This window comes from Pseudoalteromonas sp. SR43-2 (assembly GCF_014163885.1).
Lineage (GTDB): Bacteria > Pseudomonadota > Gammaproteobacteria > Enterobacterales > Alteromonadaceae > Pseudoalteromonas > Pseudoalteromonas distincta.
The window spans coordinates 31235-45352 of record NZ_JACJED010000009.1 but is presented as its reverse complement, the minus strand read 5'-3'; the positions used below and the strand labels follow the sequence as shown (position 1 = coordinate 45352).

General features: G+C 39.1%; 14 protein-coding genes. 11 read left to right on the top strand and 3 right to left on the bottom strand.

Annotated features, from left to right (window positions below; all coding sequences use genetic code 11):
* Positions 1 to 50 precede the first annotated feature (50 nt).
* From H5120_RS09495 to H5120_RS09465, 7 genes are all read left to right on the top strand, one after another.
* Positions 51 to 512, top strand: coding sequence for a hypothetical protein (locus tag H5120_RS09495; RefSeq protein WP_182674193.1), 462 nt, complete (start codon positions 51 to 53; stop codon positions 510 to 512).
* Between the two features lie 108 nt (positions 513 to 620).
* Complete coding sequence (gene secD, locus H5120_RS09490; protein WP_182674192.1) at positions 621 to 2459, top strand: protein translocase subunit SecD; 1839 nt, start codon at positions 621 to 623, stop codon at positions 2457 to 2459.
* Positions 2452 to 3387 (top strand): protein translocase subunit SecF, encoded by a 936-nt coding sequence (secF, locus tag H5120_RS09485; RefSeq protein WP_182674191.1) that lies wholly within the window; start codon positions 2452 to 2454, stop codon positions 3385 to 3387. Before secD ends, secF begins: the two co-directional genes overlap by 8 nt.
* A 181-nt stretch (positions 3388 to 3568) precedes the next feature.
* Positions 3569 to 4045: a GreA/GreB family elongation factor gene (locus tag H5120_RS09480; RefSeq protein ID WP_182674190.1), complete on the top strand. Its 477-nt coding sequence runs from the start codon at positions 3569 to 3571 to the stop codon at positions 4043 to 4045.
* Positions 4046 to 4355: 310 nt separating this feature from the next.
* Positions 4356 to 4613, top strand: coding sequence for a type II toxin-antitoxin system Phd/YefM family antitoxin (locus H5120_RS09475; RefSeq protein WP_010555056.1), 258 nt, complete (start codon positions 4356 to 4358; stop codon positions 4611 to 4613).
* Entirely contained in the window at positions 4601 to 4918 is a 318-nt protein-coding gene (locus H5120_RS09470; RefSeq protein WP_182674189.1) for a type II toxin-antitoxin system RelE/ParE family toxin, read from the top strand. The genes H5120_RS09475 and H5120_RS09470 overlap by 13 nt, the downstream gene beginning before the upstream one ends.
* Before the next feature lie 198 nt (positions 4919 to 5116).
* Positions 5117 to 5326 (top strand): zinc ribbon domain-containing protein, encoded by a 210-nt coding sequence (locus tag H5120_RS09465; protein ID WP_007582647.1) that lies wholly within the window; start codon positions 5117 to 5119, stop codon positions 5324 to 5326.
* A gap of 273 nt (positions 5327 to 5599) precedes the next feature.
* On the opposite strand, the gene H5120_RS09460 is transcribed toward H5120_RS09465, so the two are convergent.
* Positions 5600 to 5938: a zinc ribbon domain-containing protein YjdM gene (locus tag H5120_RS09460; protein WP_182674188.1), complete on the bottom strand. Its 339-nt coding sequence runs from the start codon at positions 5936 to 5938 to the stop codon at positions 5600 to 5602.
* 303 nt (positions 5939 to 6241) lie between these two features.
* On the opposite strand from H5120_RS09460, the gene H5120_RS09455 reads away from it, so the two are divergent.
* Genes H5120_RS09455 through H5120_RS09445 form a run of 3 tightly spaced genes read left to right on the top strand, consistent with a single transcriptional unit; the run spans position 6242 to position 9274 of the window.
* Positions 6242 to 7636, top strand: a complete 1395-nt coding sequence (locus H5120_RS09455; RefSeq protein ID WP_182674187.1) for a RimK family protein — start codon at positions 6242 to 6244, stop codon at positions 7634 to 7636.
* A 4-nt stretch (positions 7637 to 7640) separates the two neighbouring features.
* The gene (locus H5120_RS09450; RefSeq protein ID WP_182674186.1) at positions 7641 to 8753 is read left to right on the top strand and encodes a GNAT family N-acetyltransferase/peptidase C39 family protein; all 1113 of its coding nucleotides are present in this window, start codon (positions 7641 to 7643) and stop codon (positions 8751 to 8753) included.
* 8 nt (positions 8754 to 8761) lie between these two features.
* Positions 8762 to 9274 carry an MgtC/SapB family protein gene (locus H5120_RS09445; RefSeq protein ID WP_002960746.1) on the top strand — a complete coding sequence of 171 codons (513 nt, stop codon included), beginning with the start codon at positions 8762 to 8764 and terminating at the stop codon, positions 9272 to 9274.
* Positions 9275 to 9290: 16 nt separating this feature from the next.
* Here the strand turns inward: H5120_RS09445 and H5120_RS09440 are convergent, their stop codons facing one another.
* Together H5120_RS09440 and H5120_RS09435 are read right to left on the bottom strand one after the other, a co-directional pair.
* Complete coding sequence (locus H5120_RS09440; protein ID WP_182674185.1) at positions 9291 to 10517, bottom strand: EAL domain-containing protein; 1227 nt, start codon at positions 10515 to 10517, stop codon at positions 9291 to 9293.
* A gap of 88 nt (positions 10518 to 10605) precedes the next feature.
* Complete coding sequence (locus H5120_RS09435) at positions 10606 to 11616, bottom strand: GlxA family transcriptional regulator (protein WP_138488986.1); 1011 nt, start codon at positions 11614 to 11616, stop codon at positions 10606 to 10608.
* Positions 11617 to 11742: 126 nt separating this feature from the next.
* Here H5120_RS09435 and H5120_RS09430 point away from each other — a divergent pair, with 126 nt between their 5' ends.
* A complete protein-coding gene (locus tag H5120_RS09430; RefSeq protein ID WP_182674184.1) occupies positions 11743 to 13650 on the top strand; it encodes a beta-ketoacyl synthase in 1908 nt (635 codons plus the stop codon).
* Positions 13651 to 14118: the final 468 nt, after the last annotated feature.

Below are 14118 nucleotides of genomic sequence, written 5' to 3'. Positions count from 1 at the left end.
ATGCTTGCCCTTATATACTACGCATCCCCTATTTTAGTTTTAAAACGTGAATGTTTAAATTTAGAGTGTTTTTAACTGCCTTTTTGCTACTTGCTGCACTTTTTAGTGTGCAGAGCAATGCTATGGGCGCCTCACAAAATTTAAATATAAATATTAGCACGCAGGTTTCGCCTACTGATATTACCGATTTAACTAAAATACAGCCTATTAGTAAGTCTGTAGATACTTCGCAACATAAAAAAACGCATCAAACCGATTTTAACGCGCACCAACCAAGATTAACTGCCAATAATTCATCATTGTTTTTGCATACTGTGCAAAGTGAGCCTGAATACGATGTGGTTTTTGAATTTTTTGCTCAAAATCTTGTTAGGCATATATTTTTACGACCGAGAGCCGTTAACCGCATACAACCTTGGTATACGCTTGTAACTAATAGTAAAAAGTCGCGCTTAAGTGGCTGGAAAGACGTTAACTTACTCTACACTGCCGTAACTACCTACCACGCTTAATTTTCCTTATTTAATTTTATTAGGTTTTAACTTTTAAAGTTTTAGCCTGCAGATTAATTGTGCTTTTAGAAAGTACGTTGCTAGCTTTGCTGGCAATAAGGATTCAACATGTTAAGTTTTAAAAAAGATAAAAAGCCGTCCACGGCTAAGTTCCAATTAAGCTATATAGCCATGCTAATAGTACTGGTTTTATTAGCTATTAGCGCATTACCAAACCTATATCCAAATAAATCGTGGTTGCACGTAAGTAATACGCCGCACAGCGAAACACAATCTTTACCAAGCACTAAAACCCTAGTTACTTTTTTAAATAACCAAGGACTTGAGGTTGAGCAAGGCTTAGATAAACAATCAACTATTAATGTACTTTTAAACGAGCCAACTAAAAGCGCACAGGCGCAAGCGGCTATAAAAGCGCAATACCCAAACACGCAAGTAAAAATTGTTGAGCATGCAACCAGCCCTACATGGTTACAAAATTTTGGTTTATCACCAATAAAGCTGGGCCTTGATTTAAATGGCGGTGTGCTATTTGTACTAGACGTAGATTTAGATAGAGCCGTTGATGAGCAATTAGTCAGTGCGTATCAACAAGCTAAATCAATCATTATTAAGCAAAAAGCACATGGCGTAAAAGCGCAGCAAACTCAGCAGGGGTTTGAAATAAACGCACTGCCTAATGCAACCGACAAGTTAACCCCCGTTATTGAAGAGCTACAAAGCCGATTTGTTAATTTAGCCGTTGTAACAAGCAATAACGGCAGCGTTAAAGCTGCCAAATTTAATTATTCAGAGCAAGGCCGCAGCAGCTTTGATAAAGAGGTTATGGGGCAAACACTTACAACCCTTCGTTCGCGTATTGAAGAGTTAGGCATTACCGAAGCGGTAACACAGCAACAAGGCAAACATCGCATTCGTATAGAGCTACCAGGCGTGCAAGATCCAACCGAAGCTAAGCGTATTATTGGTGCAACAGCATCGCTTGGTTTTTATCAATTAAAAGAAATTGGCGGGCAAACATTTAATATGCAATCGGGCGGAACGATAAAGCTCGATCCTGTGCCAATTTTTACAGGGGACCATATTAATAATGCAAACATAGGCCGCGACGATTGGGGTAAACCACTAGTGCAACTGAGCCTAGACGGCCAAGGTGGGGATGCAATGTCGGCGTTTTCAAAAGCCAATATTGGTAAGCCAATGGCGACGGTTTACTCTGAGTATTCTCAAAACGCTAAAGGCGAAGTAGTTAAAAAAAGCGAAGTTATTAACGTTGCCAATATTGCTCAGCATTTAAGTTCGCGTTTTAGTATTACCAATATGAAAAGCCAACAAGCGGCAGCCGATCTGGCATTGTTACTCCGTGCAGGATCGCTTACAGCACCCGTTACAATTGTGCACGAACAAACAATAGGGCCAAGCCTCGGCCAAGAAAATATTAGTAATGGCTTAGCCGCGCTTATGTTAGGCATGGGTATTACCCTTGCATTTATGGCGCTTTGGTATCGCCGTTTAGGTCTTATTGCAAACGTGGCACTTATATTAAATTTAACGTCGCTTGTGGGCTTAATGTCATTATTACCAGGGGTTGTGTTAACGCTTCCGGGTATTGCAGGCTTGGTGCTAACCATAGGTATGGCGGTAGACACTAACGTAATAATATTTGAACGCATTAAAGAAGAACGTCGCCAAGGCCGTGCACCATATCAAGCTATTCAAGAGGGTTATAAACAAGCCGCAAATACAATATTTGATGCCAATATAACCACCATGATCACCGCACTTATCTTATACGGCATAGGCTATGGGCCCGTTAAAGGTTTTGCCATTACACTCGCACTGGGGCTTTTAACGTCTGTATTTACAGGTGTGTACGTATCAAAAATATTAAGTCAAACGTTGTATTTAAAAATGGGTAAAAAAGCAGGAGTAAAAGCACATGCTTAATTATTTTTTGAAAGGTGAAAAGGGTACACGTTTACGTTTTATAGGCATGCTTTTAAGCGCCATGTTAGTGTTGCTATCCGTATTTACGCTTACGCAAAAAGGTTTAAATTTTGGCCTAGATTTTACCGGCGGTTATTTAACTGAGTTTACAACCAGCCAAAGTGTTGAACTAAAAGAGCTTCAATCGTTTATTGATAAAAATCACAACGGTGAGTTTGAGCTAACCGCGCAAGGTAATAGTCATTTTCAATTAAGAGAAGCACCAAGTGCATCAACAACAGCTAATAGCCTTGATTGGCAAAGCGCTGTTACACAAAACGATGATATAAACGCACAGGTATTATCGTCAGCTTATATTGGCTCACAAGTGGGCGATGAGTTATTTGATCAGGGTTGTTTAGCCATGTTTGCTGCAATGATTGCAGTAATGATTTACCTTGCAGTGCGTTTTGAATGGCGATTAGCGGTAGGGTCTGTGGTTGCGCTAGTGCACGATTTAATACTCGTACTTGGGTTATTTTCACTATTACAAATTGAATTTAACCTAACCGTACTGGCAAGTTTACTGGCTATTATTGGTTACTCACTTAACGACTCAATAATAGTAGGGGATAGAGTGCGTGAGCTTTTACGTGTTCAATCAAACAATATACTTAGCCCTGCGACTATTATTAATAATGCGATTAAAAGCACACTAACGCGCACCTTAATAACGTCGGGTACCACACTTGCAACGGTTGCCAGCGTTTGGTTGCTTGCAGGTGCACCACTGCAAGGCTTTGCTATAGCATTATTTACCGGCATTGTAGTGGGTACGTTCTCGTCTATTTGTATAGCGGCAACCCTGCCGGAGCTATTGGGTTTAAGCGCTAAAAACTACGAAGTTAAAGTAGATGCCCACACGCAAACATTATTAGATATGCCATAAGGTTTTTAATAAAACACAAGCAAAGAGCTGCACCAACCAACAGCTCTTTGCTTGTTTAATGCTTATTTAAACCCCGCTAGTATTCCCACCAAACTTGCGGGGTTTAAAACAATGGTTTTAAGCCTGGCAAAAATGTTAAACTAACTGCCTTATTTTTACTGCCAGTATTGTATTAATCCCAATGAATAAAACCCACGTTATCGAACATCTTCGTTTTGCGCTAGAAGCGCAGCTTACAACAGCAAAAGTAGCGGCAAAAACTGCGCACGACACCGCCACACATGAAGAAAACATAGCCGAAAACAAATACGATACCCTAGGGCTCGAAGCCGCTTATTTAGCACAAGGCCAAGCCCAGCGCGTAAACGATTGCTATAAAAGCATAGAATTGTTTGAGCCTGCCTTCAACGAAAAACCAACCGACAAAATAGCTATCGGTTCGCTGGTATGTTTAGAAAATGATAACGCAGCCCAAAAATGGTTTTATTTAGGCCCTGCAGCTGGTGGTTTAACAGTAAACGTTAAACAGCACGCAATTGCTGTTGTAACACCCGGCGCACCAATGGGTAAGCAGTTACTAAATAAACAGATTGATGATGAAATTACATTAACAATCGCAGATAAAGCCCACGAATACGTGGTGGTAGAGATTTTATAAAGCTTTCGTTTTTTAAGAGAGGTATTTGCTTGCAGAGCCATACCAAAGTAATAAATGCTTTTTTATAAATTAATTTGTCGGATGGCATAGCTTTGCCATTTATCCAACCTACAGCAATGCTTTTATAGCGTAACGTGGTATGTATTTCAATTTGTATAAAGGCATATAATGAGAAGTACCTAGTAGTTTAAAAATGATCAGGGTTGATGTTAGGTGCTCCCTTTTTAATTGATTATACAGCCTCGTTAGTTGTATTTCCCAAGTTGGCTACTCGGTGCTACTATAGTGATACATTTGTTTGGGGATTATTATGAGAGTAGAACTAGTAACAACATTGAAGCGTCAAGCAACGAAGATATTATCTGAACTTCATTCCTCTAAAGAACCTGTGTTGATAACTGAACATGGACAACCATCTGCATACTTAGTAGATGTTGATGATTATGAATTTATGCAAAAGCGTATGCAAATTCTTGAGTCTCTTGCAAAAGGAGAGCAGGCAATAAGTCGTGGTGAAACCATGTCGAATGTCGAAGCTAAAGATAAAATGAATAAATGGCTGAAATAATTTGGACTAATCCAGCTTTGGATGATCTTAACGATATTGCTGAATATATCGCATTAAGCAATTTGCAGTCAGCGAAAAAATTGGTTTCCAAAATATTTGAAAAAGTTGAACGTCTCGAACTCTTTCCTGAATCAGGTAAAAAACCAATTGAGTTAGCTAACCTAAATTATCTTGAACTGGTCGTGAATCCTTGTCGTATATTTTACAAAAAAGATAACAATAAAGTATATATTTTGCACGTAATGAGACAAGAGCGAGACTTACGAAAATTTTTGTTGCTAACGCAATATACAGCTAACAAGTAGGTAATCCCTGAGTGAAATTAGTATGACCCCCATACTAATTATTATAAAAAGCAATTATTAAAAAGCCATCCAAACATCTATCAAAATTCCAACTTAACCAATATAAGAACTAAATTATAGTTTGTTTATTAAAAAAATTGCTACACACGTTCCTTAAGTGTTTAATATACCGTATATAAATAATATGGAGGTTGAAATATGAGACATAACAATTGGTCTTGCTCTAAGTGTAATAATAACGAATTTGATACCGGTGAAATAAGAGTTTCGGGTGGCTTTTGGTCAAGAATTTTTGATGTTCAAAATAAAAAGTACACCGCTGTGACATGCAGTCGATGTAGTTTTACTGAATTTTATAAAGGTTCATCATCAACACTTGGTAACGTATTTGATTTCTTTACTGGGTAATCGAAGCTTAAAAAGCACTTTAACTGAAATGTAAACTGATCAGTTCAAGAGATACCTCCTAATTAAGGTGAGGAGGTTAAATGCTTAAACACACCTAAGCGATAATTCACCTTATTAAATGTAGGTGGACCTTTAGATATACACCAACTAATAGCAGTTAAACAAAATCTATTACACGCACTAATAATAAGCTTCAATAACAGACCATAAGGCTTGGATGAATTTATTTTTATGATTTTTCATCTAACATCCTTATATTTTAAATATCTAATTTTAGGTAGCTTTTTTCACAAATTTTGCTGTTACCATCATTTCGCCAATGCCTTCTACTTTACAATCAAGTTCGTGATCTTTTTTATCAAGCACTCTTCTAACTACCGCTTTGGTGCCAATTTTAATTACTTGCGAGCTGCCTTTAATTTTTAAATCTTTGGCTACGGTCACTTTATCGCCATCATTAAGTAAAGTGCCGTTGGCATCTTTTACTAAAATTGCGTCTTCATCGCTTGTATTATTTGGGTTCCACTCATGGGCGCACTCGGGGCAAACAAGCAGTTGTTGGTCCTCGTAAACATATTCACATTGGCATTTTTTGCAAGCAGGTAGCGACATTTTTAACTCTCATAAGGTATTGTTTTGCGTATTTTAATCTGCATTTATAGGAAAATATAGTTAATCAATATTTTTCATCTTCACGCTAAAAATATCTCGTTTGTGCGTTTTTAAAAAAGGGCATATAAAGCACATGTCGCTTAAGCAATTTAAGCGCTAACTCGTACAGTAGGTACCTGTTAAAGCACCCATCATATTAAGTGATTCGCGCAATGCCCACTTAGTACGATGGGTGTTTCTATTTATAATGCTTAGTATTTTACTAAGCATGCTTTTTATATTTTGACTTAACTAGGAAAAGTCGTGTTTAAAACCTTAATTGTGGTTGATAACAACGAGCAAACGCTTGCTCAATCGTTCGAAAATGTAATTACGTTTAATACCTACTTACGTGATTACCCAAAACATAACGAACCAAAAACACGCATTATTAATCTGTGCGACTCAAGCCAATACTTGAGCAAAGGTTACTATTGCTCATTACTTGCAGAGGCGCGCAAGCACCAAGTTTTACCCAGTGTAAAAACCATTAATGCTCTTCGTAGTGGCCAAGCTCCTATGTTAAATGTGGGCCAAATAGATGGCACACTTTACTTTGGTAATGCCCAAAACGATTTACAATCAAAAGCGGCAAAGTCGGTATTTAAACAATACCCAGCGCCTATTTTATTTGTTGATGAACAAAGATTATTGCAACAAGGCTCGATCTCGTCTTTAAGCGAGCAGCAGTACAGCGAATTTGTAGCCAAGCTAGATAACTTTACTAAAACGCAGTGGCGTATTAGTTCTGTGCAACGTCGTTTTAGATGGGACATGGCAATACTTGTTGATCATAACGAAAAAGTACCACCGAGTGACAAAGACGCCATTGCACGTTTTATTAAAGCAGCGGCTAAACACGGTATTTATGCACAAGCATTAAGCTTTGACGAAATTGATAACATTGCCCAGTTTGATGCGTTATTTATTCGCCAAACTACAGCGATTGACCACCCAACGTATCGCCTTGCAAGCAAAGCGCAAAGCCTGGGTTTAGTGGTTATTGATGATGCTGAGTCTATTTTGCGTTGTTGTAATAAGGTGTATTTACACGATGCATTTAATTATCAAAAAGTGCCAAGTTTAAAAACGGTTGTAGTGGCTGATCAAGCAAATGAAACGCTTGAGCAATTAGAAGAAGCGTTTACATATCCACTTGTTTTAAAAATGCCTGAAGGGTCGTTCTCAAAAGGTGTGTTTAAAGTTTCAAACCGTGATGAGCTTGCCGCTAAGCTTACAGAGCTGTTTGAATATAGCGCACTAGTGCTTGCACAAGAGTACATGTATACCGAATACGATTGGCGAGTAGGTGTGTTAAACGGCCGTGCAATTTATGCATGCCGCTATTTAATGGCGCGTAACCATTGGCAAATTTATAACCACGATGCTAAACGTTTTTTCTCTGGTGGCTTTGAAACATTACCAACCTTTGAGTTACCAAAAGCGGTATTAGATGCAGCATTAAAAGCATGTAAAACAGTGGGTAGGGGGTTATATGGCGTAGATGTTAAAGAGCATCAAGGCAAAGCATATGTACTTGAAGTAAACGACAACCCAAGTATTGATCACAAGGTAGAAGACGGCTATTTAGGTGACGAGCTATACATGATCATTATGGATGAGTTTAAACAACGCTTAGAAGCACGAGGCCGTGGGTAATAACATGAGCAACCTTGTTATTCGAAAAGCGCTTAGTAGTGATTTAAATGCACTGATCGACGTAGAAAACGCTTGCTTTAATAACGATAAATTAAGTCCGCGTAGTTTAAAACGCTGGCTTAGTGCAAAACACGGTATTTTACTCGTTGCCCAAAATGGCGAGCAAGTATGTGGATATGGATTAGTGTGGTGCCATAAAGGGACTCGTTTAGCGCGTTTATATTCGCTTGCTGTAAAACCCACAATGCAAGGTAAGGGCGTTGCAAAGACATTGCTTACTAGCCTTGAAAAAGAAACGTATGAGCGAGGGCGTATTTACCTTCGTTTAGAAGTGGCTGTAAATAACGAAGGTGCGATAGGGCTTTATAAAAGCTTAGGTTACAGAGTGTTTGGTCAATATAGCGATTATTACGATGACCACAGTGACGCACTACGAATGCAAAAAAACATTCGACAAACGAGTGAGTTAAAAGTGGCGCGTCTAACGCCGTGGTATCAGCAAACTACTGAGTTTACGTGCGGACCTGCTGCGCTATTAATGGCAATGGGTGCACTTGAGCCAACAACTGAGCTTACTCAATCACATGAGCTGGCACTTTGGCGTGAAGGTACCACCATTTTTATGACATCGGGCCATGGTGGTTGCCATCCGTTTGGTTTGGCACTTGCGGCTAATAAGCGTGGTTTTATAAGCGAAGTAATGGTTAATACCACAGAGCCTTTGTTTTTAGATGGCGTACGCAACGAAAATAAAAAGGTGGTACTTGCCACAGTGCATCAGCAATTTGTAGATGGTATTGCACAAGCAAATATACCGCTTACGTATAAAGATGTAGAGCTTGAGCATATTGAGCAGTGGTTAAGTAAAGGCTTTAGTGTGCTGTTATTAATTAGTACATACAGTTTTGATGGTAAAAAATCGCCACACTGGGTGTGTGTTACGCACCTTGATGAGCACTGCGTGTATGTTCACGACCCATTTTGTGAGCCCGGTAACGATAAACAGCTCGCAATAGATTGCCAATATGTACCTATTGCACGAAGTGATTTTAGTAAAATGTCAGCGTTTGGTAGCCAACGTTTAAGAACGGCGGTGGCTATAGCTAATAAAATATAAGGTTAACAGTGACTTTTTTAGATTTAATTGATGTAGCCCCGTATTCGTGGGCAGCTATTGGTACTGCGGCTTTCTGTGGTGCTATTATTGGAATAGAGCGCCAATTGCGTGGTAAACCTGTAGGAATTCGTACATCAGCTCTAATAACGCTGGGCACGTATTTGTTTTTATCCACTGCGTTTAATTTACAGGGGGATGTAATTGATCATTCTCGTGTAGTTGGGCAAATAATTACAGGTATTGGCTTTTTAGGGGCAGGCGTTATGCTCGCAAAAGATGGTGCGGTAGTTGGCGTAACCTCTGCTGCAACCATTTGGGTGCTTGCATCAATAGGCGTGATGATAGCGACCGAAAACCTTGGGGCTGCAATAAAACTCTCGGTGCTGGTGGTCGGTATTTTATATGGTGTAGACGTACTTGAGGCTAAATTTAAAAGCTTAAGCAAAGGCGTACACACTAAAGTAAAAAACTATCAAAAGCGCTATTATCGAAAAGAATTTAACGAATCAGAACGCCACTAAAAGTGGCGTTTATTAATTATAGCGTAATTGCTTGATATTGGATGGCATCTTCAATAGGAGCTGGGCGCCCAATAAAATAGCCTTGTACGTTATCAACGCCTAGTTTTCTTAGTGTGTTTAATTCATCTTGATTTTCTATACCCTCAGCTACAATTGAGCAATTAATAGCTTTGGCAAATCCGCATAGTGCTTTAGCTAATAAAAACTTTCTACGGTCTGTGTTTATATTTTGAGTGAGGCTTATATCTAACTTAATGATATCTGCCTCTAATTCTAAAATATGTTGAAAAGACGAATAGCCAGCTCCAACATCATCTATAGCTAATCTTACGCCTTTGCTTCTTAATGGTTGAAGTGCAGTTCGCATCGCTTGGTAGTCTAAAATAGGTGAATGTTCAGTCACTTCTAAAATTATTCTATTACAATCGATGCTTTGTAATACTTTGTCTATTGAGCCTGATAAAATATGCTGAGGTGAAGTATTTATAGTGATATAAGCTTTTTCATCAAATTGATCTAAGCAATGTAATGTATTTTGTATAGCAAGTATTTCTAATGCTTCTCCTAAACCCAGTTTTTCAGCATCTTTAAACCAAATATCAGGTGTTTTATAGGGTTCAATAAAAAAGCGTGACAGAGATTCATAACCCGAAAGTTGGTTGGTTGATAAATTAAATATGGGCTGAAAATAAATCGTAATATCGTTTGTTTTTATAATATTTTCAATAAGCGACTTTGACTCATTATTTAAAATGTCAGACTGAACTTTTTTTTCGATTAACTCAGTAGCTATTTCAGAAATGAGCCTAAGAAATGACAAATCTTTGTCGTTCAGGGCATTGTCTAATACGGTTTTATAACAGCAAAAAGTTCCATAAACTTTTCCGGTGGATAAAATAATGGGTACACCAATATAAGAGCCAATATTTAGCTTTTCTGTGACTGGCATGTTGCGGGTTATTGGGTGCTCAAGAGTATTAGGGATTATTTGTTCTAGCTCGTTATCGGATATTTTTTTACAGTAAGTTTCGCAAATTGGATCTGAGTTACCTACTGATACGCATGTATTTGTAGTTTGGTTATCTACCACTTTAAAAACGCGATCAGTATTGGTGAATTCTGAAATAAACGCGACTTCCATACTTAAATGTTTTCGTACAAGTGAAAGTAACTTTAATAACTTTGATTCAATAGAAGCATCGCTTTGTGGATCAAAAAGGTGCTTACTAAGTTTATCTCTCATGCAGTTACCTTGGTATGGCGTAAATTATATTATTGATAAGAGTATAATTTATGTATAAAAAAATGCCAATTTAGAGTGTCGTCGCTGGTTAGCCAAATAACTTTCGTCTAACTACTTTTCTGTAGCCACTGGGTGTTTGGCTTAATACTTTTTTAAACACGCGGGTTAAATGCCCTTGGTCGTTATAACCAACTTCTAAAGCCACTTCTTGAATTGATAAATTTGATGATGCTAATAACTCTTTCGCACCTTCTACGCGTAATTGTTGCCAATACTCAATAGGGCTTTGATTAGTGGCGGCTCTAAAACGGCGGGTAAAAGTACGATAGCTTAAGCTAAATTGAGCTGCGACTTCTTGCAGGTTTAACTCGGTGGCTAAATTTGTTTTTAGCCAAAACTGAATTTGCGCAATTAGCTCATCGGGGTGGCGGTCTACTGCACCTTCTAAGTAGCGTTGATCTTCATAGGGTTTGCGTATTTCGTGCGAAAAATTACGCTCTACATGCTGCGCGGCGGCTTTTGTGTAGTACTGGCTGATAATATGTACGATCACATCTGCAAGGGCATTAAGGCTTGCTACGGTATACATGCGCTCTGATTGGGTTATAAAAAAGTCGGGCTTTAAGCGCACCTGCGGGTAGTCATGGCTAAATTGTTTGGCGTAATGCCAATGGGTGGTAGCAGGGTGGCCATCAAGTAAGCCAGCCTCTGCTAATAAACAGTTGCCAGTACCGACACCAATTATATGGCTGCCTGCGCTAAAGCTTTCGCTCAGCCAATCAACTATTTCTTGATTTGTTCGCACCACTGGGCGTGGGTTCCGCCAAATACCCGGCACTATAATCAAATCGCTGTAAGGCGCGTTAGTTGTTATGCAATCAGGATTTATAGCAAGGCCTGCACGGGTGGGTATAGATTCAGCACTTTTAGCCACTAAATTTATAGCAAGTGGCCTAAAGCTTTGCTTATCAAGATGCCCTTTAGCAAAGGCCTCGCCGGCTCTTAGCATTTCTATAGGCAGCGTTAAACTAGTCACTAATAAATGCGGATATACCGCTATAGCAATGTTTAGAGGTGGATTAGTGTGTTTATCAGTCATATAAATGCTCCGACCAGTACCTTTTGGCCTTTTGTGCTTAATATTTGGCTATTAAAGCACAATGCGTGGTGCATAATCCATTTAAACTGCCTCTTCTCCTTATAACACGTTTCTAAAAGGTAAATTATGACAGCATTACCCGTTATAGTAGGCATGGGTGGCATTAACGCCGCTGGCCGTACTTCTTTTCATCAAGGTTATCGCCGTATCGTGTTAGATAGTTTAAATGCTCAAGATCGCAGTGAAACATTTTTAGGCCTCGCCACACTGATGAATCTAGTAAGCGTTGTAAACGGCCAATTACAAGATACACAAGGTAATAATGTTGAGCAAAGCGACATAGAAGCACGCTTTGGTGAGCAAATTATTGCTGGTACACTTATTCGTAAAATTGAAAAAGAACACTTTGATGCCGATGCCACACCGTGGCAGCAAAAAATGACACTAACCGCATCAAGCGATAACGCAATTGTGTTTGAAACGCGTGCTCGCGACTTACCTGCACCTGTTCCAGCTAGCTGGCAGGTTGAAGAGCTTGAAGGCAAAAAAGTTAAAGTAACTATTGCAGCCGACTTAGACGTAAAGCACGACTCAACACGCGATAACCCAATTAAATCTGCTGGGCAATTTCCGACTGGGTTTGATCCATCAGTTATGTATAACAGCCGCTATCAGCCTCGTGGTTTGCAAGCCACTATTTTTGCAGCTACAGATGCGATTAAATCAACAGGGCTTGATTGGCAGCATATTATGAATAGCGTAGAGCCAGATAAAATTGGTACCTATTCAGCATCGGTAATTGGCCAAATGGACGACAAAGGCCTAGGTGGTTTAGTAAAAGCGCGCCAACAAGGCGACCGTGTTAGCACTAAGCAGTTAGCACTGGGCTTAAATACAATGTCTACCGATTTTATTAATGCCTATGTTACGGGCAATGTAGGGACTACGTTTTCGACCTCGGGCGCATGTGCAACGTTTTTATATAATTTACGTGCAGCGGTTAATGACATACAAGCAGGGCGTACACGCGTTGCGGTTGTCGCAAGTGTTGAGTGTGCTATTACACCAGAAGTTGTAGAAGGCTTTGGTAACATGAGCGCACTTGCAAACGTTGAAGGTTTGCGCCGTTTAGATAACTTATCAAATGATGAAGAACCAGACTACCGTAATAGCAGTCGCCCATTTGGCGATAACTGTGGCTTTACATTAGGTGAAGGCGCGCAAGTTGCTATTTTAATGGATGATGCTTTAGCCCTTGAGTTGGGCGCTGATATTATGGGCAGCGTACCGGATGTGTTTGTAAATGCAGATGGCGTTAAAAAGTCGATTACATCACCTGGACCTGGTAACTATATTACAATGGCAAAATCAGCCGCACTTGCTAGCAGCTTATTAGGTAAAGAAGCACTGCAAGAACGTAGCTTTATTTTAGCTCATGGTTCTAGTACACCGCAAAACCGTGTAACAGAGTCTTTGATTTATCATAAAGTAGCGCAAACGTTTGCTATTGATAACTGGAAAGTAACAGCGCCAAAAGCGTATGTTGGCCATACTATTGCACCTGCAAGTGGTGACCAGTTAGCGATTGCGTTAGGCATATTTAGTCATAATATTATGCCGGGTATTACCACTATTGATAAAGTGGCTGATGATGTTTATAGCGACCATCTTGATATTCGTAATAGCCATTACGAATGCGCTGATATGGATATTGCTTTTATAAATTCAAAAGGCTTTGGCGGAAACAATGCAACAGCGACTGTACTTTCACCAAAAGTAACAATACAAATGCTTGCTAAGCGCCATGGCGATGATGTTATGACTAGTTACGCGCAGAAAAACATGGCAATTAAAGCCGCGCAACAAACGTATCAAACACAAGCCGATTTAGGCCAGTACGAGCTTATTTATCGCTTTGGCGACGGACTTATTGACGACAACGACATTGTAATAGACGAGCAAAGTATTCAGTTACCAGGCTTTGAAAAAGCAATTACGTTTAGCACAACAAACTCCTATCAAGATATGTTTTAAGCACACATACTTGTTAGCAAGGCGCTTTTTAAGCGCCTTTTTTAATGCCACAAATATAGAGCGTGTTCTCCTTTGACATTTGATAATGTAAGCAAGAGCAAGTCACGCTGGTTTAGTTTTTGTACATACTCTAACAACTAGGATGTAATTGTGTATAAGAGCGCAAGAACAGTTATATAGTTTATAAGACTTAAACCACGATTAAATAGCTCAAGAGGGAATAAGTTTATTTTCGTAATGAAACACACCTTAATAAAAAATTAATTATATTTTTAACTCTATGATATTAGCCTTAAAAGATATCTCTCTAATGATTTATGGTTGATTAAAACCTTTGAGGTAGTTGAAAAATGCTAGCGATGTTCCATACTATCTTTTAATAGATAAGCCATATAAAACTACTCCTACAACTAAATAATTACTAATTCGGCTATGAACTTTATTTACAACCCTTTGTAAATCTAATAT

Coding starts and splice junctions, on each gene's coding strand:
- H5120_RS09440 (WP_182674185.1), bottom strand. CDS start 10,517: ATGAGAGATAAACTTAGTAAGCACCTTTTTGATCCACAAAGCGATGCT.
- H5120_RS09475 (WP_010555056.1), top strand. CDS start 4,356: ATGAGAGTAGAACTAGTAACAACATTGAAGCGTCAAGCAACGAAGATA.
- secF (WP_182674191.1), top strand. CDS start 2,452: ATGCTTAATTATTTTTTGAAAGGTGAAAAGGGTACACGTTTACGTTTT.
- secD (WP_182674192.1), top strand. CDS start 621: ATGTTAAGTTTTAAAAAAGATAAAAAGCCGTCCACGGCTAAGTTCCAA.
- H5120_RS09470 (WP_182674189.1), top strand. CDS start 4,601: ATGGCTGAAATAATTTGGACTAATCCAGCTTTGGATGATCTTAACGAT.
- H5120_RS09465 (WP_007582647.1), top strand. CDS start 5,117: ATGAGACATAACAATTGGTCTTGCTCTAAGTGTAATAATAACGAATTT.
- H5120_RS09480 (WP_182674190.1), top strand. CDS start 3,569: ATGAATAAAACCCACGTTATCGAACATCTTCGTTTTGCGCTAGAAGCG.
- H5120_RS09450 (WP_182674186.1), top strand. CDS start 7,641: ATGAGCAACCTTGTTATTCGAAAAGCGCTTAGTAGTGATTTAAATGCA.
- H5120_RS09495 (WP_182674193.1), top strand. CDS start 51: ATGTTTAAATTTAGAGTGTTTTTAACTGCCTTTTTGCTACTTGCTGCA.
- H5120_RS09430 (WP_182674184.1), top strand. CDS start 11,743: ATGACAGCATTACCCGTTATAGTAGGCATGGGTGGCATTAACGCCGCT.
- H5120_RS09435 (WP_138488986.1), bottom strand. CDS start 11,616: ATGACTGATAAACACACTAATCCACCTCTAAACATTGCTATAGCGGTA.
- H5120_RS09460 (WP_182674188.1), bottom strand. CDS start 5,938: ATGTCGCTACCTGCTTGCAAAAAATGCCAATGTGAATATGTTTACGAG.